Source organism: Vibrio sp. Vb0598, from assembly GCF_033338935.1.
In the GTDB taxonomy this organism is placed as follows: Bacteria; Pseudomonadota; Gammaproteobacteria; order Enterobacterales; family Vibrionaceae; genus Vibrio; species Vibrio alginolyticus.
This window is the reverse complement of the sequence record NZ_JAWOTP010000005.1, coordinates 88104-109638: the sequence shown is the minus strand read 5'-3', so window position 1 is coordinate 109638 and position 21535 is coordinate 88104. Positions and strand designations below refer to the sequence as shown.

The following is a 21535-nucleotide window of genomic DNA, read 5'->3' as shown; positions in this document are numbered from 1 at the left end:
CTGCCATGCTTTTATTCCCATATAATCAAGCACCGCAATCGATCTCCCTCTCAAAGAAATTAACAGACATTTAACTTAAGTCGCGCTTTTATGCCATAATGCCCGGCGCAAAATAACACCTAACGACTCAAATTAATCTAGGTGGGGAGAAAATCAATGTTCACTGAAGAAGGCACCTGTGATTGGTGTAAAAAACCTAGTCTTGTAACTCGTCACGATTATTTAGATGGCAAGCACCACTACTCATGTAAAGCTTGTTACGATATGGCGAAAATCGACGTGCGCCTATTTAACCAAGGCGAATTGCAAATGCGCGAACGTTTGCAACGAGCGAGCTAAGCAAGACGGAATCAATGGAACTGATTTTCAAAAGCGCCTTTTATAAGGCGCTTTTTTGATCGCCCAAGCCTATTTCCAATCTCTATCTCGTATTCCCTCCTATCCTACATAGCATGTCGCATCGGTTATCAGCCCTCTTCCACTGTATACAAACCACTGTCCGTGAAAAACACCTGTATATACAGTAGTAAACCCCTGTATGTCTCTCGTCCAACTTTCTACTCACCTCACATTTTTAAATTGATGTTAGACATATCAGAAATGAAAATAAACAAATGAATTCAATTACTTAAAGTAAAATCCTTTTATTTCCTTCTCAAAAAACCGCAAATAACTTTTGAGAAACTTGTTGATCAGGTCGCCAAAACAAACTACTGTATACACATACAGCATGTATAAAGGAACAGTAAGATGCAGTTACAAAGTCAATCTCATACATACTCTCGCTACAACGTATTGGCACAAGCAACTAAGCCCATGGCCGTTTCGGATCAGCTTCTATCTAAGCTGGCTGTTTTATCGCAGCAGAAACAATGGATTTTGTTTACAGCAGACTGCCCTCGTCCAGACTTTGAACAACTCACTGCTTCTAATATTTGCTGTAAAAACATCATTCAGATGAAGCCGTCTCAACAGCTTTCTGAAGTGGAAATCGTGATTAAAGCTATTCAGTCTGGTAACGCTAGCGCTGTCGTCGCATCGAACAAGATTGCCCTAATGAATCAATCAATGCTTCGCGATATTGCTCAACGTTATCAGTGTGAAGTCTTTTTCGTCGAAGGCAGAGTTAATAAGTACCACTAACAAGATCGACGTTATCCATCCTGCATCTCGCCTCCTTTTTAAGGGGGCATTTTTTTGTATTAAAGAAAACAGGCAAACGTTTGCTTTTTCTCTGGCGAGTTAAAATAGTTCTGGTATGATGCCCACATTCGATTTATTCAGCGCCCACATTTTGCTGAATATCTTCTCTTTCTGACGTTTGATTAAGATGATAGGAATGTCGCAATGAGCCTTGCTAATCAAGTACTTGCCGTCAATGACGACCTGCCAATTCGCACCCATAAACCCGTTCATAGTGGAAAAGTTCGTTCAGTTTACTGGTTAACTGATGAAGACAGCGCCCGACTGATCAAAGAAAAAGGATACAATGTCGCGCCAGATGCGCCTTTGGCTATCATGGTGATTAGCGACCGAATCTCTGCGTTCGATTGTATTTGGCATGCTGAAGGTGGTCTTAATGGTGTCCCGGGTAAAGGGGCTGCGCTTAATGCGATTTCTAATCACTGGTTCAAACTGTTCAAAGAAAATGGCTTAGCAGATAGCCATATTCTAGACATTCCTCACCCATTTGTTTGGATTGTACAAAAAGCCAAACCGGTAAAAATCGAAGCCATCTGCCGCAAATACATCACGGGTTCGATGTGGCGCGCTTACGCAAATGGCGAGCGCGAGTTTTGTGGAATCCAACTTCCTGAAGGGTTAGGAAAAGACAAAGCACTGCCAGAGTTGCTAATGACCCCATCCACAAAAGGCATTCTAAAAGGCATTCCCGGTGTGCCAGAAGCGGATGACGTAAATATTACTCGTCAAAACATCGTAGACAACTACGAAGCATTTAACTTCTCAAGCGCTGACGATATCGCACTCTACGAAAAATTGCTGAAAGAAGGCTTTAACGTTATCAGCCAAGCGTTAGAAGAAATCGACCAAATCTTTGTCGATACCAAATTCGAATTTGGTTATGTTCATGATGCTGCTGGCAATGAAAAGCTGATTTACATGGATGAAGTGGGTACACCAGACTCATCTCGTATATGGGATGCTAAAGAGTACCAAGCAGGTCACATCGTAGAGAACTCAAAAGAAGGTTTCCGCCAGTTCCTACTTAACCACTTCCCTGACCCAGATATCTTGCTAAATAAAGAACGTATGCCAGAGCGTGAAGCACTCGCTCGTGATAATGCTTTACCCGTCGAATCTTTGATGGCGATTTCGAGCACCTACATTGGTATTGCCGAGAAGATTACAGGCAAGCCGATTCATTTGAGTGAGAATCCGAAAGCGGAAATCATCGAAGTTCTGAGCAAAGAATACGGATTGATTGACTAGCACTGTCGCTAGATTGCTAAACGCTTTCCAATAAAAAGTCCGCACTAGCTTGCGGACTTTTTTCGTATTAGGCTCAGTTTAGCCGATATTTAACGTAGTGCCATCTGTTGTAGAGGCTGACTTGGTCGTCACCTGATATGTTTTGTCTTTAATCGTTGATACGAAATACCAGGTCGACTCTGCCTTGCCGGGCGTAAAAGTAACGCGCATAAAGCCACGCTGTTTGATGTCTGCCCACTGTAATTCTGACACTAAGTGCGGCAGCGTGTATTCCATTTGAGCGATCGCGACAGGGTCTAACGCGAGGTAGGCCTCTAACCCAGGGGAACTCACAGAGCTAGTCGCAAACTCTACCCCGATAGGATGCTTAGATACGTCTTTAAGCTCACTTGCCCATGCGTTGTGCGTATCTCCGGCCAAGCAGACAAAGTTACCACTGCTGGCTTTGACCAGTTGATAAACTTTCTCTCGCTCAACGTAGTAGCCATCCCATGCATCTAGGTTATATGGCAAAGCAATGGTATCTAAACTTGGGTCAGAGAGATAACCCGTAATCGCAGAGTTTACCGCTAATAACGCCTCTGTTTTTTGTTCTTCAGTGGCAGTAAACAATTGAAACATCGCGGTCATAACCGAACTTGGCAACTCCATACGAGACATTAACACTTGTTGCCCTAGCACATTCCAAGTTGCGTCGTGCGTACTGAACGTATCCATCAGCCAAGCGAGTTGGTCACCGCCTAACAGCTCTCGGTCTTGACTGCGCGACTGGGCAACTAAACCGCCAATAGCTTCCATCGTTGGTGAGCTGAGCGAGAAATAATCCAACGGTTTATCACGCCCCACAAGTCGCGTGTCGAGCATCATCAAATTGACTAAACTTCCAAACGAAAACTGACGGTAAATCAGCATGTTTGAGAAAGTGTTTTCACGAACGGGCAACCATTCTGTCCACGCGGCAGCCGCAGCTGCACGACGATCATTAAAGCGGCCTTCCTCTTCTTGATGGTTTTCCGCACCATTTTTCCAACTATCATTTGCAAGCTCATGGTCATCCCAGACTGCAATCATTGGTAGGCTCGCATGTAACGCTTGCAGATCAGCATCTTGGCGATATTGCGCATACCGTTTTCGGTAATCATCTAAGGTAATGCATTCAGTGCCTTTGCTTGGCTCTCGCCCTAGTGCCTCAGCATCTTCACTAGCGTAGCCACCAGCCCCATACTCATAAATGTAATCACCGAGATGAAGTACCACATCAAACGGTTCTTGCTCATGTTGATTTAAGATCTCTCGATACACATGGAAATAACCAGCAGGATAGTTTGCGCAAGAAACAACGGCCATGGATGCCTTTTCTACACCACCCTCTGGTAATGTTTGAGTTTGCCCGACTTCGCTAGTGACATCTCCAACCATGAATCGATAGTAGTAGCGAGAATTTGCGTTGAGGTTTTGAACATCAACTTTTACCGTGAAATCTCGGCTCGTGTCTGTGGCAAAAGTGCCACTTTGCACGATATCAGTAAAATTTTCGTTAGATGAAACTTGCCAGCTTACATCTGCGTAGCTCGCTGAGGTTGTAACACGAGTCCAAATAATTACTTGTGTTTGAGTAGGATCTCCACTCGCCACTCCGTGCTCAAAGGTAACCGCAACAGATTCATTAGCATCGCTACCACAGCCCACCAGCCCGGTAACAATCGCCGTTGAAGAGGCAGCTTTCATAAAGTCTCGACGAGACAAAGACATATTGACTTCCTTTCTTATTGTGTTTGTTTTTATGCCCAAATGACGTGGTGACTCGATCATCCTTGTATGCCAATAAGGGACGTTAATTCGAACTTACAGTACCAACCACTTAGTCGATAATTTGTCCTAAAAACACAAAGTTAGAAGCTAGTTATGACAATTGCATTTCCAAACGTTACATTTTTGTTAATTTAAGTGCAAATACTCTATATTCATCACATTTCCTAAGACCTGTGACAAAAACCTCAAAATAAAAAGCGACCTACTTTGAGGTCGCTTTTCATTGCACTATTGTTAAGTGGTACATCGATGAAGTGGAAATGCTCAGCCTAAAACTTGATGTTAAGGACATCTTGTTCTGACGTATCCACCTTCAACTGACTGCGAGATTCTATGTACTCGATTTGCTGAACATCGAGCGAATATGGCATAACGACTCGCAATTCATTGATCCCTTCATGTTTAGCTAACTGGGTTAAGCGGACCAAATTGGATTCATCACTTTTACGAGAAGACATCGATTTTAATGCGGCATCCCACAACCGATCTTCAGGCTTGCTCAATTCCGCAATGTTCTGTTTCCACATCAAACCGAAAATAGGCGCGATGGTGGCAAATGCCTCTAAGAAGGTCCATTTTTTACTACCTGTCGCCCCTAAAAAGCTAGTGTAGTCGAATTCAATGCACGTCTTTCCTTGTTGATCCATTCTATGCCCCCGACACTCGAAAATGAGATATACCAAATATCGTTCAACTGTTTTGATATAGCAATGGGATATAAAACATTCGTCTTTTATGCACTAATTAACATGCAAAAGGAAATATTAAAACCAGCTTTGTAACAACTGATGTACAGCTTCGCCATATATAAGCATTCAATTGATTAATATTTCAATTAAGAAACTAAAAACAACACGTAAGTAACGATATCAATATGAAATCATTATAGATTCACCAAGAAAATATCAATTCTTGTCACAACGTCATCCCCCGACCTACTTTACATCAATCACTCGACTGGCCTTTTTATACTGTATCTTCCAACCAGCCCAACGTGGCAGCTCCCAACGCTTCGGGTCTCCCTTACGGTTTCCCTCTCGATAAACGACCTGTACCAGCTTGCGAGACGCGTAATACTCGACATCTAGTTGGAGTTCTGGCAGCGAAAGTTCTAAAGGGTACTGCTCCGTGAAATCGTCGTATTCCCATTCTGGAACACCGTTAAATGTTAAGTCTTCTGGTTCAAACAACGCCATATCATCGATGTTTTCAACGCCTAATGTTTCCAACTGATCCTTTAACCAGCTAGAAAATGTCAAGGAGGCCAAGTCGTTAACCTCTTCTCCTTCGACATTAAGGCCCAATGCGTTGTAGAGTTTCCAGTGTTGGATTTGCTGTTTTCTTTGAGAAGCAAAACCTGGTAACAGTGTCTCGTCTTCTATCATTTCGACAATAGAATGAACAGCAACATCACCTTTTAACGCTTGATGTTCAGTACAGATTGTTCGCCCGGCGTAGACCAAGTGCATTGTTGATCTTGGCGTCTCTTCTTCATAATTCGTCTCACCTTGTTGCCACTCCCCAAATTCAAGTTCGCGTAATAATGTCAGCGGGATAGGCATCATAACCGATGCGAGGTTCAGTGTTTGCTTAACGCCTCGTCCTGGCACGCTATGGCTATCTAGCACGATTGCCGCTTCTTCTTTGTCAGGAAAGCGGCTGTTACGCCCAACCAGCATCTCGACTACGTCATTTCCTAGAGCATCCCTTCGACGAGCTCGTCGGACAAACACAAGCTCAGGATGCAATGAGGCGATGGAGAAAAAGAGCGCTTCACGTTTATATCGAGAGGCAACGTCAAGTTCCGGTAATTCAAATACTTCTCGCATTTGTTTCGCTAAACCTTGTGCCTCTTCGAGTGCGCTGGCATCAATGACAATGCCCGGAAGTCGCTCCCCTCGAACCAAACGGATAAGCAAAGAGGCATCACACCCGTATGGCTCCTCTTGAGATAGAAGCTCAGCAACTTCACCACTTTGTCGCTGATAGAGCTGCGCAGGCACAGATAAGGCGGCAGCCAAATCAATCATTGCTTCCTTCTCTGGCTTCGCTTGAATTCTGGTAACGAGATCGGCAAACAGTGCATCAATGGGTAGTGGATATACTTTTCTCCCATGCTGCGTGACATTGCCATCCTCATCAATCGCTTCCATAGATAACAACGTCGAATGAGATGCCTCTAGCGACTTTGGGGGAATTGAGTCGAGAAAATCGAGTGTTGAGAGACGGTACCCACAACAAGCCGCTGCCAGCATGGGCTCGACGAGCTCTTCTCTGTGTAATTCTGGAGGCGTCACCAACTCTAAAGGCGCGTGCTCACCATATAGACGAATACAAGCCCCTTCGGTAACGCGACCTGCTCGCCCCATTCGCTGCGCGGCACTGGCCTTAGAAATGTTGGTTAATGTCAGTGCTGTACGTCCATTTCGTTGTACAGTTCTGCGCTCTAAACCACTATCGATTACCACACGGATATTAGGAATGGTCAGAGAGGTTTCCGCGACGTTGGTTGCCAATACGACTTTCCGTTGCTTTTGTACCGTTAGCGCACGATGTCGTTCTTCATCACTGACCGAGGCATGAAGTTTAACCACCATGACATCACTGCTGCTTTGTAGCATCTGCGCGCATTGGGCGATCTCTTTACGTCCTGGGAGAAAAACAAGAATATCGCCATCTTCATCTTCCAGTGCTTCTTTTACCGCTCCGACAACCTCCTGTTCACATCCCTTTTTGTTCGGTAAATAGCGGCTGTCTGTAGAACGATGTGTCACCGTGACTGGAAAGCAACGTCCCTCCGAACTCAGGCGCTTAGCATTCAGGTAACGAGCAAGCTTTTCGCCTTCTAAGGTAGCGGAAGTGACGATCAATCGATGTTGATTTTCTTGCTTCAAAATGGCGGTTAATAGATCAATATCCCAGCGTCGCTCGTGAAATTCGTCCACTATCACGACATCAAAGTCTGCTAGCTTGTTTTCCGAAAACCAACGCAGTGCAACCCCCGGAGTCACAAATACAACTTCGGTTTTTTCATCAAAGTAGGCATGAAGCTTGATCGAGTAACCGACTTTGCGACCTATTGGCTCTCCAGATTGCTCCGCAAGAAATTCAGCCAGCGAGGTACAAGCAATTCGACGTGGTTCAATAACCAGAACGCGTCCGTGTTTTGCCGCCCACATGGGCAAGCGGGTAGATTTACCCGACCCGGTTTCGGCTTCCACCACAAGATGGTTAAGGCTTACATGATGGTCAAACTCGGCTTTCAGGCTGTCGATAGGTAGTTGAAACATAGAAATTGGATTTGATTTGATGATGCAAAACATTATACCCAAGTAAAAAAATCCTGCTTTAGGTATCTCTAAACAACCAATATTGCCGATATTTTCGTCGGTATCTGAATTTTTTTGCGACATTACATTGATGTGCATCAACGCATGTTTACAACTAAATAGTGAACCCGTTAAAATTTGGTGCGCATCCTTCAACCCTACATAAGGCACCCAATGAACAACGATAAACGCCCACTATATATTCCATATGCGGGTCCGGCTCTTTTAGCAACCCCTCTTTTGAACAAAGGCAGTGCATTCTCTGCTGAAGAACGTAGTTCATTCAACTTAGAAGGTCTGCTTCCAGAGTCGACCGAAACTATCCAAGAGCAGGTGGAACGTGCCTACCAGCAATACAAAAGTTTCGAAAGCGATATGGATAAGCACATTTATCTGCGTAATATCCAAGACACCAACGAAACATTGTATTACCGCCTAGTGCAAAATCACATTTCTGAGATGATGCCTATCATCTACACACCGACTGTTGGCGCAGCATGTGAAAACTTCTCTAACATTTACCGTCGTGGTCGTGGTCTGTTCATTTCATACCCAAACCGTGACCGTATTGACGACTTGCTGAACAACGCAGCAAACCACAACGTTAAAGTGATTGTTGTGACAGATGGCGAACGTATCCTTGGCTTGGGTGACCAAGGTATCGGCGGCATGGGTATTCCTATCGGTAAACTGTCACTATATACCGCGTGTGGTGGTATCAGCCCTGCTTACACGCTACCAATCGTGCTTGATGTGGGTACCAATAACCCGCAACGCTTAGCTGATCCGATGTACATGGGTTGGCGTCATCCTCGTATTACGGGTGCAGAATACGATGCATTTGTAGAAGAGTTTATCCAAGCGGTACAGCGCCGTTGGCCTGATGCTTTGATCCAGTTCGAAGACTTTGCTCAGAAAAATGCGATGCCTCTTCTAGAGCGTTACAAAGACCGCGTGTGTTGCTTCAATGATGATATTCAGGGTACTGCAGCTGTTACTGTTGGCTCTCTACTTGCCGCCTGTAAAGCAGCAGGAACTCAGCTTTCTAAACAACGTATTACCTTCCTAGGCGCAGGGTCTGCTGGTTGTGGTATCGCAGAAGCGATCATCGCACAAATGGTATCGGAAGGAATTTCTGACGAGCAAGCTCGCTCACAAGTTTACATGGTTGACCGTTGGGGTCTGTTACAAGAAGGCATGCCTAACCTTCTTGATTTCCAACAACGCTTGGTGCAAAAGCATACCAATACGAAAGAGTGGGAAAATGAAGGAAATGGCTTCTCACTACTCGATGTTATGCGTAACGCCAAGCCAACGGTACTAATTGGTGTTTCTGGTGCGCCTGGCCTATTTAGCCAAGAAGTCATCGAAGAAATGCATAAACACTGTAAGCGTCCGATTGTCTTCCCTCTGTCGAACCCAACAAGCCGCGTGGAAGCGACACCGAACGACATCATTCGTTGGACAAATGGTGAAGCACTGGTTGCAACAGGTAGCCCATTTGAGCCAGTGGTTCATGAAGGTCGCACTTACCCTATTGCACAATGTAACAACAGCTACATCTTCCCAGGCATTGGCCTTGGTGTACTTGCTGTCAATGCAAAACGTGTCACTGACGAGATGCTAATGGAATCAAGTCGCGCGCTAGCAACATGTTCTCCTCTAGCAATCAATGGTCGTGGTGCACTACTTCCACCACTGGAAGAGATCCACTTAGTGTCGAAAAAAATCGCATTTGCCGTTGGTAAAAAGGCAATTGAACAAGGTGTCGCATTAGAAATTACTGATGAAGCATTGAACGTGGCAATTGAACAGTCGTTCTGGCAACCTGTTTACCGCCGCTACAAACGCACTGCGTTCTAAGCTTGAGACAATTCGTTTAATAATTAGCCCCTACCATGTAGGGGCTTTTATTTTTTTATCATCCTAACCAGATTTTGGCATAAATGGGCTTCTCTCTTTTTGTTTCTATCAGATATGATGAGAACTACATTTTTAGTTAAGGATATAAAACGTTTTGTTGTTTTCTCGCATAAGATCAAAGTGGAAGCTGAAATTTTCCTGGAAGCGATTTGCTTTGATTTTGTCGATCTCTGCACTTAGTCTGCTTGTTTCTGTTATTGCCATCGACCGATGGGTGGTTTTACAAGCCAAAGAGAGCATTTTCACTGAATACGAGCAAATCCCTCAACATGAGGTTGCCGTAGTTCTTGGTACCAGTAAATACATCGGAAAGATCCTCAACACTTACTACACTCATCGCATTAATGCGGCGATTGAGCTTTACAACCAAGGCAAAGTAAAACAGTTTTTATTGAGTGGTGATAACGCCCACCGTTCATACAACGAACCGTGGACAATGAAACGCGACTTACTTAAAGCAGGCGTGCCTGAAGAAGTGATTCACCTTGATTATGCTGGCTTTCGTACCTTAGATTCGATTGTACGAGCAAAAAAAATTTTTGCTTCGGAGCGATTTCTGATTGTGACTCAACGCTTTCACTGCGAACGCGCACTGTTCATCGCTGATGCTTACAGCATTGATGCACAGTGTCTCGCGGTAGCAGGGCCGACGGCCAACAAGCAAAAAACATCGATGCGTGTTCGAGAACTGCTAGCCCGTGTGAAAGCGTTTTTAGACCTGTATATTATCAATACGCAGCCTAAGTTTCTTGGCCCTCAAGAACCTATCGTCGCAGTAAAAGAGCCAAATAAAGCAGCTAACGAGCCTCTTCAAGTCCCCGTCGAATAGAGGAATAACGTGGCTCATAAGCCTAGTAACAGCCTAGTAACATTTCTATAAAACAAATGGGTAGTTTTCTACCCATTTCCAATTCTCAACATCACACTTTCTAATTTGCTCTACGATTCAGGCAAAACTCTTTTTCGCATTCAAAGTAACATTTCATCAATAAATAACTACAAGTCAGTTACTTTGCCATAAAAAACCGACAAAAGGCAATGCAAAAGGAGCACTACCCATGACCGCACTCGCTGTGACATTGAAGAATTGGTTCTTCACTCGCAACAGCATGATTTTGAACGCGAATATCCTATTGTTCATTATCTTGTTTAATACCTTACCCTTTGAACCACAAGTAGTAACCGGCCTGAGCATCTTAGTTTTTGTTGCTATTCTGTGGCTAACCGAAGCGATTCACGTCAGCATTACTGCGCTGCTCATACCACTACTTGCGGTATTTTTGGGTGTGTTCAACACTCAAGCCGCACTGAATAACTTTTCCAACTCCATCATTTTTCTATTTTTGGGTGGTTTTGCACTAGCTGCGGCTCTACATAAACAAAAGTTAGATCAAGCGATTGCAGATAAAGTACTATTGCTGGCAAGAGGAAAAATGTCTGTCGCTGTATTCATGCTATTTGGTGTGAGTGCTGGCCTGTCAATGTGGATTTCAAACACCGCCACCGCCGCGATGATGTTACCGCTTGTGCTGGGTGTGATGACAAAGCTAGACGCCAAGAAAAACCACAACACCTTTTTGTTCGTTCTACTCGGTATCGCTTACAGTGCTTCAATTGGTGGTATTGCAACACTGGTTGGTAGCCCACCAAACGCAATTGCAGCAGCTGAAGTTGGCCTTAGCTTCACTGAATGGATGAAGTTTGGTGTACCTATTTCCCTAGTATTAATGCCAATCGCTATCCTCGTATTGTACACGATGACTAAGCCTGACCTTAGCCACAAGTTTGACCTTGACCATCAACCAGTCGAATGGACAAACGGCAAAATGATTACGTTGGCGATTTTCTTACTGACCGTGACGTTGTGGATATTCAGTAAGCCTATTAACGCTATGCTGGGTGGCTTCGCGAAGTTCGATACTCTTGTAGCTATTGGCGCCATCCTTCTACTTGGTGCTTCTCGCGCCGTCGAGTGGAAAGATATCGAGAAAACAACCGACTGGGGTGTGTTAATCCTATTTGGTGGTGGTATCTGTCTGAGTAACGTCCTAAAAGCAACCGGAACAAGCGTATTTTTGGCTCATAGCTTGTCAGGCTTCCTTGAGCAAGCCGGTATTCTCTTAACGATTCTTGCAGTGGTTGCTTTTGTTGTCTTCTTAACTGAGTTTGCGAGTAACACCGCCAGTGCTGCACTACTTGTCCCTGTATTTGCGACCATTGCAGAAGCCTTAGGCATGTCTCCGGTTATTCTTTCTGCACTGATTGCCGTCGCTGCATCTTGTGCATTTATGTTACCAGTTGCAACACCTCCAAACGCGATTGTGTTCGGTACGGGTCATATCAAGCAAAAAGAAATGATGCGAATTGGTTTCGTATTAAACATTGCGTGTATTGCTGCACTAACGCTCTTCGCTTGGTTGTTCTGGTAAAAATAGCAAGTTCGATTAGCACTACACTGCTGCTCACGGTAATCGTATCGATAACCCAAACTTCCCCCCTAAGTGGTGTTCAGCAGTTTCCCTCTTGGTGGCCAGTTGGCCACCTTTTTTCTTTCCTTTCAGTGAACGGCTATCAGGCTTGCTTCTTTTCGCAAGCAAGTAAACCATAATGAGCTTCCACTCGGTTGCGGCCATTGCGCTTCGCCTGATACAACACTTCGTCAGCTCTCGCCATGGTTTCTGAGACGCGTTCATTCTGCATTTGGGCAACGCCAATACTGCAAGTTAATGAATCACCGTGCACCCACAAATGATCCTCCACATTTTTGCGAATCATTTCTGCCTTCTCTAACGCTTGTTCAATATTGGTATCAGGGCAAAATACGACAAACTCTTCGCCGCCCCAACGAACGAGTCGATCGTCTGAGTAAATAGAAGTCGCTACCACCATGACAAATTCGCGCAATATGTCATCCCCCATTTGGTGCCCAAATTTGTCGTTCACCTTTTTAAACTTATCCAAGTCCAAATAGAGAATACTGAAGGTGTTATGCCCCCAGCGAACCTGACGAGATTGTTGTTCCAGCCAGTGTTGCACAGCATATCGGTTCATCGCGCCCGTCAAAGCATCTCGATGCGCTAACTCTGCAAACTCATAGTTTTGAGCTCGCAAAGTATCATTCACCTTTTCCAAATGACGGTGACGCTTTTGCGCTTTTTCATAAGCCACTCTATTTTTTCGTAACTCATGCAGTGAAAAAGCCAGTCCAAGCGCCATCCAAGAGAGTAATAATGCATACAACAATGTTTCTTGCGCAAGGTAAGCGCCTTCAAACTCAATTTTATCAATCACAATTCTATGTTTACCAAGTGCCGCACCAGACCCAGTTGCAATATCAATACGTGTGATGTTTGAAAATTCAGGTGCAGAGTGCTCAATCGCGACTCCGTTATCTGCTAACCACCAGGTCATCACCTGAAGATTTTTAATCGGAATTTCGACAATATCGCTCGAACCCGACGGAGAAAACTGCATGCCATTATATTTAATGGTGTACTCGTCGTCCGGCTTGGAATACTCAGAATTATAATTGCGAAGATACAAACGTAGGTCGTGGCTAGGGTTAGCCCCTATTCCTGCCTCTTCATATCGCACCTTCAATCGAATCGTATGGTAGTTGGAAAGGTCAATACCCTGTGTTGGCGTTGCTGAATCGGTATAAACCGAGATTCCGCAGTAAGGCCAAGCATACGAGCTCTGCTTTAGTTCACAGCTAAGGACTAGGCTTTGCCGATCGTATGTGATATCTGCATCACTCACACCTCCTTCACTGGCATCTTTAGTTGCATAGATATTGAAATGCTCAGGTGTAATGGTCAGCTTTCGCGTATCGCCAAGCACACTATAAAGGGCAACCAAACTGATAGTGCAAATAGAAAGAGCAAAGATAAAGTTATGGATCCACTTCATGGGCAAGTGACCTGCTGAGATTATACAATACGTGGGGTTCAATAATTTCAAAAATGAAATCAAGGTGATTTATCAAGAAATAAAATCGCTTTTTCATTCAATTCTTAGTTTCGACACATGGTAACGGATTTTGAACCGTTATCACGTTTTAAAATTTCTAAAAAGTGCAGCCCAACTTCTATTTGCGAAGCATTTCACAGCCATAATTTTTAGAAAATAAAACACGATGCATAATAATTTAGTGCAAGACATTTACTTTAAAGCTCCTGTCAACCCTGCATCTCTTCTCCACTTCAGTATATACTGTGCAAAAACACAATAATGAGTAATGTCATGTCATTAATTGCAACTGGCACGCTAAACAAAATGCGTGCTTCTCTGGAAGGTGCCGTCAACTACCGTCTTCCTGTCGGTGAGGAAGAGATCGACTTAACTCCTTTTCTGGGTAAAACGCTCACACTGACTCACACTGGCAATATTTTTTGTTGCTCATGTGGAAAGAAAACGAAAAAGAGTTATTCGCAAGGCCACTGTTTTGTATGCATGAAAAAGCTAGCAAGCTGCGACATGTGTATCATGAAGCCAGAGACCTGCCACTACGATCAAGGGACTTGTCGCGAACCACAATGGGGTGAAGAGAATTGCATGGTGGATCACTTTGTCTACCTGTCCAACACATCCAGCTTAAAAGTTGGTATTACTCGTCATACTCAAATCCCGACTCGTTGGATTGACCAAGGCGCGACTCAGGGCTTGCCAATTTTTAAAGTAAAAACTCGCCATATCTCCGGTTTAATTGAAGTTGAACTGGCGAAACATATCGCAGACAAGACCAATTGGCGCACACTGCTTAAAGGTGACGGTGAACCTATGGCATTGCAGGACCGTTTTGCTGAGCTATTGCCTTTAGTCGAAGAGAAAATTGCCGAGATAAAACAGCAATTCGGCGAAGATGCCATTGAAGTATTAAACGAAAGCATTACCGACCTTAGCTACCCGGTACAACGGCACCCAACGAAGATCACTTCGCATAACTTCGATAAAAACCCGGTTGTTACTGGCACTTTGCAAGGCATCAAAGGTCAATACCTCATCTTTGATACCGGCGTTATTAATGTAAGAAAATTCACTTCCTATGAAGTTGAAGTTAGTGCGTAATCGCTTGCAGAACGCGTTGATTCAAATAAAAACGAAAAAAGCTCGAGTTTGACCCGAGCTTTTGTTTTTCTATCAGGAAGAAATCGTTAGTTATGCGTCAAGGATGCTTTCAAGCACATCGAATAACATATCGACTTCTTCTATTGTGTTGTAATGCATACAACCAATTCGCACTACACCACCCGATTCTTCTAAACCAAGTTGACGAACTAAGCCCAACGCATAAAAGTGACCATTCCATACACAAATGTTATGTTCACCCAGTGTTTTCGCGATGAACTCTGGAGAATATCGGTCAAACGTTAGCGCAAAAGTTGGCGTGCGGAGTTGGCTATCTTCCTTTGCGATACCGAATAGATTGACACCATCTAATGCATTCAAACGCTGTAAGAAACGCTCACTCAAGCGCTGCTCATGTTGTTCATACAGTTGGTAGCTTTGCTCCAATCGTTGGCGAAGAGGTAAACCGACTTCACCAAATTGAGCCAGATACTCAACCGCAGAAACGACACCAGCAAGACCTTCAAAACTTTGCGTTCCTGTTTCAAATCGACCTGGGCCTATATTAGTGGCAGGCTCGACTTTGTAAGGGCGAATACTGTGGAGCCACTGATCGGCTATGTAAGCAATACCAACGTGCGGTCCGAAAAACTTGTAAGCTGAGCAAGCTAAAAAGTCACAACCTAACGCTTGAACATCAACCAAATGATGAGGCGCATAATGGACGGCATCCACATAAACTTGTGCCCCAACATTGTGCGCCATGCTGACTACTTGCTGTACATCCACAATAGAGCCCGTCGTGTTCGATGCATAAGTCACAGCGACAAGGCGCGTTTTATCAGAAAGAAGGCGGCTTAAATGCTCCATATCCAGCGTACAATCTTCTTCGTTGATACGAACTTGATGAACCGTAACGCCTTTATCTTCTGCCGCTTGCTGCCAGCTGGATACATTTGAATAGTGATCCAAAGCGGAAACAATGATCTCATCTCCTGCTTGCCAATCTCGACTAATCGCGCGACTAAGCTGAAAGGTTAGTGAGGTCATATTGGCACCGAAGACAATATTGCCAGATGAAGGGGCATTAAGTAGAGCCTGAGCCGACTCACGCGCATTTTGCATTACGTCAACGGTCACTTGGCTAGAAAAATAATGCCCGCCTAAGTTAGCGTTGAAACGACCTAAATACCCTACCATGCTGTCTAGTACTGATTGAGGCACTTGTGAGCCACCTGGACCATCAAAAAACGTCACGGGCTTGTCGTTGTGGTATTGAGCCAACGCCGGAAATTGCTCTCTGATCTGATTAAGATTGAAGTTCATTACGCTTATCCGTAGCCGTGAGTACAAATACATCCATATGGCCCGCTTCGTCATCAATAACAGAGCGGATTGGGCACGCGTTATGCCACAGCTTGCTATCAGCCAAGATTGCGACCTCTCCGGTTTCTAGCACTTTACGGAAAAATGGGGCTTGGTTATGGCTGCTGTACAGCATGATGTCGCCACCGATGATGTTATGGCGTCCCACACCAACCATTGCAATGTGATCAAAACCGTCTTGGTGCACACCTTCAGGTGCTACTTGGGTTTCTTCTTCCAGTGCCCTGATACGGATTTGGTGGATTTCTATTTCTTGACCGTTTGGCAGATGATTCGCATTGACAAACAATTCACACATTTCTCGAAATCCATCGCTGGTAAGAATATCCTTCTCAATTGGCTCGAATTGTCTTACAACATCACCTTGAAATCGGTTGATATCAGAGGATTGAACAAAGCTATTTTTATTTAAGTCGATGACTTTGCCGTTATCAAAACCAACCACAGAATAACGTCGTAGTCGATACTGACCATCTGCATGTTCGGTACGAGGCAGTTCTTCAAACGATGGGGAAAGCTGCTCAATTGCTGCCATGCTGAGCTGTGTTAAATGTAGAGTATTCTCACGTGAATGTAACATCATTTGCTCCTTTAATGAGGCACATTAATTAACATTTAATTTACACTCTAGGTTACGCAAATATTCTGCAATTACCAGCTTTTAACGTTGATAGCTTCAACAAAACGACTAAAACAACATAACAAACCAAATAAAACCACAAAAACAGAGCCATGTTTCAGTTTTACGCTTTGACAATATTTGAAACTAGACTTCTCTACTACGAATAGAATTTTATGCTAGAAGTCAACGTTCTCAATCAATATTTAGTGGGTTCTAATCTATAACCAATTATTCGATCACAATCGTTGTTTATGCTTTTAAAGCACTAAGAATTTCCATACAATCGAGGGAAATGTTACGCCCTTTTTGGAGCCATAATGAGCGACGTAAAACACTGTAAATTATTAATTCTTGGTTCTGGTCCTGCAGGATACACAGCTGCCGTCTACGCAGCGCGTGCAAACTTAAACCCTGTGCTTGTGACGGGAATGCAACAAGGTGGTCAGCTAACCACCACAACTGAAGTTGAAAACTGGCCAGGCGATGCTGAGGGACTGACAGGTCCAGCATTGATGGATCGCATGAAAGAACACGCCGAGCGTTTTGAAACTGAAATCGTATTTGATCACATCAATGAAGTAGAGCTATCACAACGCCCATTTCGTTTAAAAGGCGACTCAGGTGAGTACACTTGTGATGCCTTAATCATATCTACCGGCGCATCAGCAAAATACCTTGGCCTTGAGTCTGAAGAAGCATTTAAAGGTCGCGGCGTTTCTGCTTGTGCAACCTGTGACGGTTTCTTCTACCGTAATCAGAAAGTTGCAGTTGTGGGCGGTGGTAACACGGCTGTTGAAGAAGCGCTATACCTATCTAACATTGCGTCAGAAGTTCATCTGATCCACCGCCGCGATTCATTCCGCGCAGAGAAGATCCTTGTGAAACGTCTGATGGATAAAGTTGAAAGCGGTAATATCGTTCTTCATACCGATCGCACTCTCGATGAAGTACTGGGTGACGATATGGGCGTAACGGGCGTCCGCATTAAAGACGTGAACAGCGGTGCGACAGAAGATATCGATGTAATGGGTGCATTCATCGCAATTGGTCACCAGCCAAACACACAAATCTTTGAGGGCCAAGTAGACATGAAAGATGGCTACATCATCGTTCAATCAGGTCTTGAAGGCAACGCAACACAAACTAGTATCGAAGGTGTATTTGCAGCTGGCGACGTAATGGACCACAACTACCGTCAAGCGATCACCTCTGCAGGTACAGGTTGTATGGCTGCATTAGATGCTGAACGTTTCTTAGACTCACTTGGTGACAAATAACTTTTCACATTTGTGTCATATCCTTAAAGCCCAGCGGTATTCCCGCTGGGTTTTCTTTTGTATACTACCGCCTCATTAAAACAATTATCATTAAGCCTTCACGATGGATAAGAAAAAGCAAAGCAGCTTGAATAAGTGGCTGAAGCAACAAAGTAAGTTAGCCAAGCGCTGGCTTATGATTGCGATAGGCCTAGGCGTACTTTCAAGCGTGTTTTTATTGGCTCAAGCAGCCCTGCTCGCCTCCATTCTGCACCAGTTAATCATTGACCAAGTCGACAAAGCCGAGCTCATTTGGCATTTTGTTGGGCTCGGTGGCACGGTTATCGGTCGAGCTGCTTGTACCTGGGGTCGAGAGCTTGCCGGTTACCGTTGCGGGGAGCAAATTCGAGTTTATATTCGCCAACTCATTTTAGATAAAGTTCATAAACTTGGGCCAGCTTACATCAAAGGCAAACCTGCTGGCACTTGGGCAACGCTCATCTTAGAGCAGGTAGAAGATATGCAAGATTTCTTCTCACGCTACTTGCCTCAAATGTCATTATCGGTACTAGTGCCTTTCATCATTTTGGTTGTCGTATTCCCAGTAAACTGGGCAGCAGGCTTGATCTTCCTGGTCACTGCACCACTAGTGCCTATTTTCATGGCACTGGTTGGGATGAAAGCCGCAGAAGCAAACCGTAAAAACTTTAAAGCGATGCAGCGTTTGTCGGGTCACTTTTATGACCGCTTGCAAGCAATGACAACCATTCGCTTATTCGATAGAACAAAATCTGAAACTGAGACGCTAAAGGGTGCTTCAGAAGTCTTTCGTACTCGTACCATGGACGTTCTGAAAATCGCGTTTCTGTCTTCTGCGGTGTTAGAGTTTTTCACTTCTATTTCTATCGCAATTACCGCTGTCTACTTTGGCTTTAGTTATATCGGGGAGCTGGACTTCGGCTACTACGGCACAGGTGTTACGCTCTTTGCTGGTTTGTTCATTCTGATTCTTGCTCCAGAGTTTTATCAGCCATTACGTGATTTGGGCACGTTCTATCATGCGAAACAGCAAGCGGTTGGCGCAGCAGAAAGCATTGTCGAGTTTCTGGATTTGGAAGTCGATCAAATCAAAGATGGTACCCAAGCGTTAGATAAAAACAGCCCTATCCATATTGAAGCGGACCAGTTAACCATTTTTAGTCCGGAAGGTAAGCAGCTCGCAGGTCCCCTATCCTTCTCTCTTGAAGCCAACAAAAGTACAGCGTTGGTTGGACCAAGTGGCGCAGGTAAAACAAGTTTGGTAAACACAATCCTCGGTTTCATGCCTTATCAAGGTAGCTTAAAAATTAATGGCTGCGAATTGTCGCAACTGGATCTAGCCACATGGCGAGAGGCAGTAAGCTGGATTGGTCAAAACCCGATGCTATTACACGGTAGCATTCGAGATAACATCACACTAGGTAAGCACAATATTCAGGATGCAGACGTACATTCTGTGTTGAATGACTCTCACGCTGCTGAATTTGTTGAAATGCATGGGTTGGATTATCCGATATCTGATCGTTCTGGTGGTTTATCTGTCGGCCAAGCGCAGCGTTTAGCACTGGCTCGCGCCATGCTACAAAATGGTCGTTTTTGGTTGTTAGATGAACCAACCGCAAGCTTAGATGCTCGCAGTGAAAAACTCGTGATGGAAGGCATTAACAAGTATGCGCATGCCACAACGAATTTGATGATTACTCACCAACTTGCGCCTTTACAAAACGTATCGCAAATTCTTGTTATGCAGGACGGTCAGATTGTTCAACGTGGTGATTACGCCACACTGTCGACAGAAGATGGCTTATTTAAAGACATGTTGGAAGCGAACCTCGCACAACGTGAAACAGACAAGGGGAACTTAGATGCGTGATTTACTCCCTTATCTTAAACTCTATAAGAAACACTGGTTTGGTCTTTCGCTAGGTATGCTACTGGCATTTCTGACCTTAGCGGCGTCTATTGGCTTATTAACGCTATCAGGTTGGTTTATTTCAGCCGCAGCGGTGGCAGGCTTGACGGTTGCTCGTGAGACCTTCAACTACATGTTACCAGGTGCCGGGGTACGCGGCGCTGCAATGGCTCGAACCGCAGGTCGATGGGGAGAACGTGTCGTTAGCCACAATGCAACGTTCAAGCTGCTTACCGATCTACGTATCTTCTTCTTTAAGAAACTTGCACCACTGATTCCGGGTCGTGTTTCTACGATGCGTGATGCCGATCTGCTCAACCGCCTAGTAGCGGACGTAGATGCGATGGATCACGTTTACCTTCGACTTATCAGCCCTGTCGTGATTGGTGTTTTTGGCATATTGAGTTTAACGGCTGTCCTGGCTTTCTTTGATTGGCATCTCGCCCTACTGCTTGGCTCGATTCTTACCGTCATGTTGTTTGTATGGCCAGTACTGTTCTATAAACTGGGTAAAAACAATGGCGAGAATCTCACTCATCATAAAGCGCAATTGCGAGTGGCGACACTGGACTGGCTTCAAGGCTACAGTGAACTGAGTATCTTTGGAGCAGAAGAACGTTATCGTAATCTCATTCTAGAGAAGCAGAAGCAGTTGCTGTCTAACCAATTTGTGAACGCGAATTTAACGGGCATGGCTTCAGGCCTGCTTATGCTGGTGAACGGCCTTACACTGGTTGTGATGCTTTGGTTTGCTGCAGACGGCGTAGGTGGTCGTGCTCCTGATCCTTGGATTGCGCTGTTTGCGTTTGCAACCATGGCGAGCTTTGAGATTCTGATGCCTATCGCGGGCGCATTCCAGTATCTCGGTCAAACGTTGACCTCTGCTCGTCGTTTAAATGAAGTAATTTTGGCTGAACCTGACGTTGTCTTCCCTGAGCAGTCGAAACATAAAGACACAACGTTAGACATTGAATTCGACAACATAGATTTTACTTACCCTGACGGTCAGCAAAAGGTACTGAAAGACTTGTCACTCTCACTACCGTTGGGCACTAAAACTGCAATTGTAGGTCAAACAGGTTCAGGTAAATCAACACTGATTCAGCTTCTTTGCCGCTACTGGGATGTTAACCAAGGTGAAGTTCGAATCGGTGGTGCAAAACTGCAAGATTGGAGCGATTCTGACCTGCGAACAGCAATGACTGTGGTCAGTCAACGCGTAGATGTACTAAACGGGACACTACGTGACAACTTACTCATGGCCGCTCCGGACGCAAGTGATGAGCAACTGTCTACTATTTTACAAAAAGTCGAGCTTGGCGGACTTCTTGAAGAGCCGGGTTTAGACGCTTGGTTAGGCGACGGCGGTCGTCAGTTATCTGGTGGTGAGAAACGCCGAATCGGTATTGCTCGAGCATTGCTACGTGATGCCCCAATCCTACTCTTAGATGAGCCGACTGAAGGCCTCGATAAGCGTACGGAACAAAAAGTGATGGCGCTTTTCAATGAACACTTTGCTAATAAGACAGTAGTATTCATTACACACCGACTGATAGAGTTAGAAAGTATGGATAGCATCTGTTTGATGGAACAAGGTGAGATCATCGAACAAGGCGACCATCCAACGCTACTCGCTCAAAAAGGTCGTTACTACCAACTATTACAATCTCTATAATTCGATTTTCAGTGACGAGAAGGGCTCATCAAACGATGAGCCCTTTTGTTATTCCTGTATTAA

16 protein-coding genes are annotated in these 21535 nt (G+C 44.6%); 10 read left to right on the top strand and 6 right to left on the bottom strand.

Annotated elements, in window-relative coordinates; translation table 11 throughout:
• Positions 1 to 156 precede the first annotated feature (156 nt).
• From R7Q38_RS07430 to R7Q38_RS07420, 3 genes are all read left to right on the top strand, one after another.
• The gene (locus tag R7Q38_RS07430) at positions 157 to 339 is read left to right on the top strand and encodes a hypothetical protein (RefSeq protein ID WP_005377960.1); all 183 of its coding nucleotides are present in this window, start codon (positions 157 to 159) and stop codon (positions 337 to 339) included.
• 411 nt (positions 340 to 750) lie between these two features.
• Positions 751 to 1143, top strand: coding sequence for a SulA-like leucine-rich domain-containing protein (locus R7Q38_RS07425; protein WP_130546007.1), 393 nt, complete (start codon positions 751 to 753; stop codon positions 1141 to 1143).
• Between the two features lie 204 nt (positions 1144 to 1347).
• Entirely contained in the window at positions 1348 to 2451 is a 1104-nt protein-coding gene (locus tag R7Q38_RS07420) for a phosphoribosylaminoimidazolesuccinocarboxamide synthase (RefSeq protein ID WP_237305962.1), read from the top strand.
• Positions 2452 to 2529: 78 nt separating this feature from the next.
• Here R7Q38_RS07420 and R7Q38_RS07415 read toward each other — a convergent pair whose 3' ends face one another.
• The 3 genes from R7Q38_RS07415 to R7Q38_RS07405 all read right to left on the bottom strand — a co-directional run bounded on the left by R7Q38_RS07415 (position 2530) and on the right by R7Q38_RS07405 (position 7553).
• Positions 2530 to 4203: an alkaline phosphatase D family protein gene (locus R7Q38_RS07415; protein ID WP_132936590.1), complete on the bottom strand. Its 1674-nt coding sequence runs from the start codon at positions 4201 to 4203 to the stop codon at positions 2530 to 2532.
• A 329-nt stretch (positions 4204 to 4532) separates the two neighbouring features.
• Positions 4533 to 4910: a hypothetical protein gene (locus R7Q38_RS07410; RefSeq protein ID WP_005377965.1), complete on the bottom strand. Its 378-nt coding sequence runs from the start codon at positions 4908 to 4910 to the stop codon at positions 4533 to 4535.
• A gap of 288 nt (positions 4911 to 5198) precedes the next feature.
• On the bottom strand, positions 5199 to 7553 hold the full coding sequence (locus R7Q38_RS07405; protein WP_239938353.1) for a helicase-related protein: 2355 nt from the start codon (positions 7551 to 7553) through the stop codon (positions 5199 to 5201).
• 213 nt (positions 7554 to 7766) lie between these two features.
• Here R7Q38_RS07405 and R7Q38_RS07400 point away from each other — a divergent pair, with 213 nt between their 5' ends.
• The 3 genes from R7Q38_RS07400 to R7Q38_RS07390 all read left to right on the top strand — a co-directional run bounded on the left by R7Q38_RS07400 (position 7767) and on the right by R7Q38_RS07390 (position 11944).
• The gene (locus R7Q38_RS07400; protein ID WP_005377977.1) at positions 7767 to 9455 is read left to right on the top strand and encodes an NAD-dependent malic enzyme; all 1689 of its coding nucleotides are present in this window, start codon (positions 7767 to 7769) and stop codon (positions 9453 to 9455) included.
• 154 nt (positions 9456 to 9609) lie between these two features.
• The gene (locus tag R7Q38_RS07395) at positions 9610 to 10344 is read left to right on the top strand and encodes a vancomycin high temperature exclusion protein (RefSeq protein ID WP_005388862.1); all 735 of its coding nucleotides are present in this window, start codon (positions 9610 to 9612) and stop codon (positions 10342 to 10344) included.
• 229 nt (positions 10345 to 10573) lie between these two features.
• On the top strand, positions 10574 to 11944 hold the full coding sequence (locus tag R7Q38_RS07390; RefSeq protein WP_017634863.1) for an SLC13 family permease: 1371 nt from the start codon (positions 10574 to 10576) through the stop codon (positions 11942 to 11944).
• Between the two features lie 142 nt (positions 11945 to 12086).
• Here the strand turns inward: R7Q38_RS07390 and R7Q38_RS07385 are convergent, their stop codons facing one another.
• Positions 12087 to 13424: a GGDEF domain-containing protein gene (locus R7Q38_RS07385; RefSeq protein WP_137281881.1), complete on the bottom strand. Its 1338-nt coding sequence runs from the start codon at positions 13422 to 13424 to the stop codon at positions 12087 to 12089.
• A gap of 333 nt (positions 13425 to 13757) precedes the next feature.
• Between R7Q38_RS07385 and R7Q38_RS07380 the strand changes: the two genes are divergently transcribed.
• Positions 13758 to 14582, top strand: coding sequence for a DUF2797 domain-containing protein (locus tag R7Q38_RS07380; protein ID WP_318114176.1), 825 nt, complete (start codon positions 13758 to 13760; stop codon positions 14580 to 14582).
• Positions 14583 to 14672: 90 nt separating this feature from the next.
• Here the strand turns inward: R7Q38_RS07380 and R7Q38_RS07375 are convergent, their stop codons facing one another.
• Complete coding sequence (locus R7Q38_RS07375) at positions 14673 to 15908, bottom strand: cysteine desulfurase-like protein (protein ID WP_085569570.1); 1236 nt, start codon at positions 15906 to 15908, stop codon at positions 14673 to 14675.
• On the bottom strand, positions 15892 to 16548 hold the full coding sequence (locus R7Q38_RS07370) for a 2OG-Fe dioxygenase family protein (protein WP_005377989.1): 657 nt from the start codon (positions 16546 to 16548) through the stop codon (positions 15892 to 15894). The genes R7Q38_RS07375 and R7Q38_RS07370 overlap by 17 nt, the downstream gene beginning before the upstream one ends.
• 359 nt (positions 16549 to 16907) lie before the next feature.
• Between R7Q38_RS07370 and trxB the strand changes: the two genes are divergently transcribed.
• The 3 genes from trxB (at position 16908) to cydC (ending at position 21472) form a co-directional block, all read left to right on the top strand.
• Positions 16908 to 17867 (top strand): thioredoxin-disulfide reductase, encoded by a 960-nt coding sequence (gene trxB / locus R7Q38_RS07365; RefSeq protein ID WP_005377991.1) that lies wholly within the window; start codon positions 16908 to 16910, stop codon positions 17865 to 17867.
• A 103-nt stretch (positions 17868 to 17970) separates the two neighbouring features.
• On the top strand, positions 17971 to 19758 hold the full coding sequence (gene cydD / locus R7Q38_RS07360; RefSeq protein ID WP_154204673.1) for a heme ABC transporter permease/ATP-binding protein CydD: 1788 nt from the start codon (positions 17971 to 17973) through the stop codon (positions 19756 to 19758).
• Positions 19751 to 21472 carry a heme ABC transporter ATP-binding protein/permease CydC gene (gene cydC, locus R7Q38_RS07355; protein ID WP_318114175.1) on the top strand — a complete coding sequence of 574 codons (1722 nt, stop codon included), beginning with the start codon at positions 19751 to 19753 and terminating at the stop codon, positions 21470 to 21472. The genes cydD and cydC overlap by 8 nt, the downstream gene beginning before the upstream one ends.
• Positions 21473 to 21535: the final 63 nt, after the last annotated feature.

Excerpts from the sequence above, each read along its gene's own strand:
- R7Q38_RS07410 (WP_005377965.1), bottom strand. The coding sequence starts at position 4,910 with ATGGATCAACAAGGAAAGACGTGCATTGAATTCGACTACACTAGCTTT.
- R7Q38_RS07430 (WP_005377960.1), top strand. The coding sequence starts at position 157 with ATGTTCACTGAAGAAGGCACCTGTGATTGGTGTAAAAAACCTAGTCTT.
- R7Q38_RS07425 (WP_130546007.1), top strand. The coding sequence starts at position 751 with ATGCAGTTACAAAGTCAATCTCATACATACTCTCGCTACAACGTATTG.
- R7Q38_RS07375 (WP_085569570.1), bottom strand. The coding sequence starts at position 15,908 with ATGAACTTCAATCTTAATCAGATCAGAGAGCAATTTCCGGCGTTGGCT.
- R7Q38_RS07370 (WP_005377989.1), bottom strand. The coding sequence starts at position 16,548 with ATGTTACATTCACGTGAGAATACTCTACATTTAACACAGCTCAGCATG.
- cydC (WP_318114175.1), top strand. The coding sequence starts at position 19,751 with ATGCGTGATTTACTCCCTTATCTTAAACTCTATAAGAAACACTGGTTT.
- R7Q38_RS07390 (WP_017634863.1), top strand. The coding sequence starts at position 10,574 with ATGACCGCACTCGCTGTGACATTGAAGAATTGGTTCTTCACTCGCAAC.
- R7Q38_RS07405 (WP_239938353.1), bottom strand. The coding sequence starts at position 7,553 with ATGTTTCAACTACCTATCGACAGCCTGAAAGCCGAGTTTGACCATCAT.
- R7Q38_RS07400 (WP_005377977.1), top strand. The coding sequence starts at position 7,767 with ATGAACAACGATAAACGCCCACTATATATTCCATATGCGGGTCCGGCT.
- R7Q38_RS07385 (WP_137281881.1), bottom strand. The coding sequence starts at position 13,424 with ATGAAGTGGATCCATAACTTTATCTTTGCTCTTTCTATTTGCACTATC.
- trxB (WP_005377991.1), top strand. The coding sequence starts at position 16,908 with ATGAGCGACGTAAAACACTGTAAATTATTAATTCTTGGTTCTGGTCCT.
- cydD (WP_154204673.1), top strand. The coding sequence starts at position 17,971 with ATGGATAAGAAAAAGCAAAGCAGCTTGAATAAGTGGCTGAAGCAACAA.
- R7Q38_RS07420 (WP_237305962.1), top strand. The coding sequence starts at position 1,348 with ATGAGCCTTGCTAATCAAGTACTTGCCGTCAATGACGACCTGCCAATT.
- R7Q38_RS07380 (WP_318114176.1), top strand. The coding sequence starts at position 13,758 with ATGTCATTAATTGCAACTGGCACGCTAAACAAAATGCGTGCTTCTCTG.
- R7Q38_RS07415 (WP_132936590.1), bottom strand. The coding sequence starts at position 4,203 with ATGTCTTTGTCTCGTCGAGACTTTATGAAAGCTGCCTCTTCAACGGCG.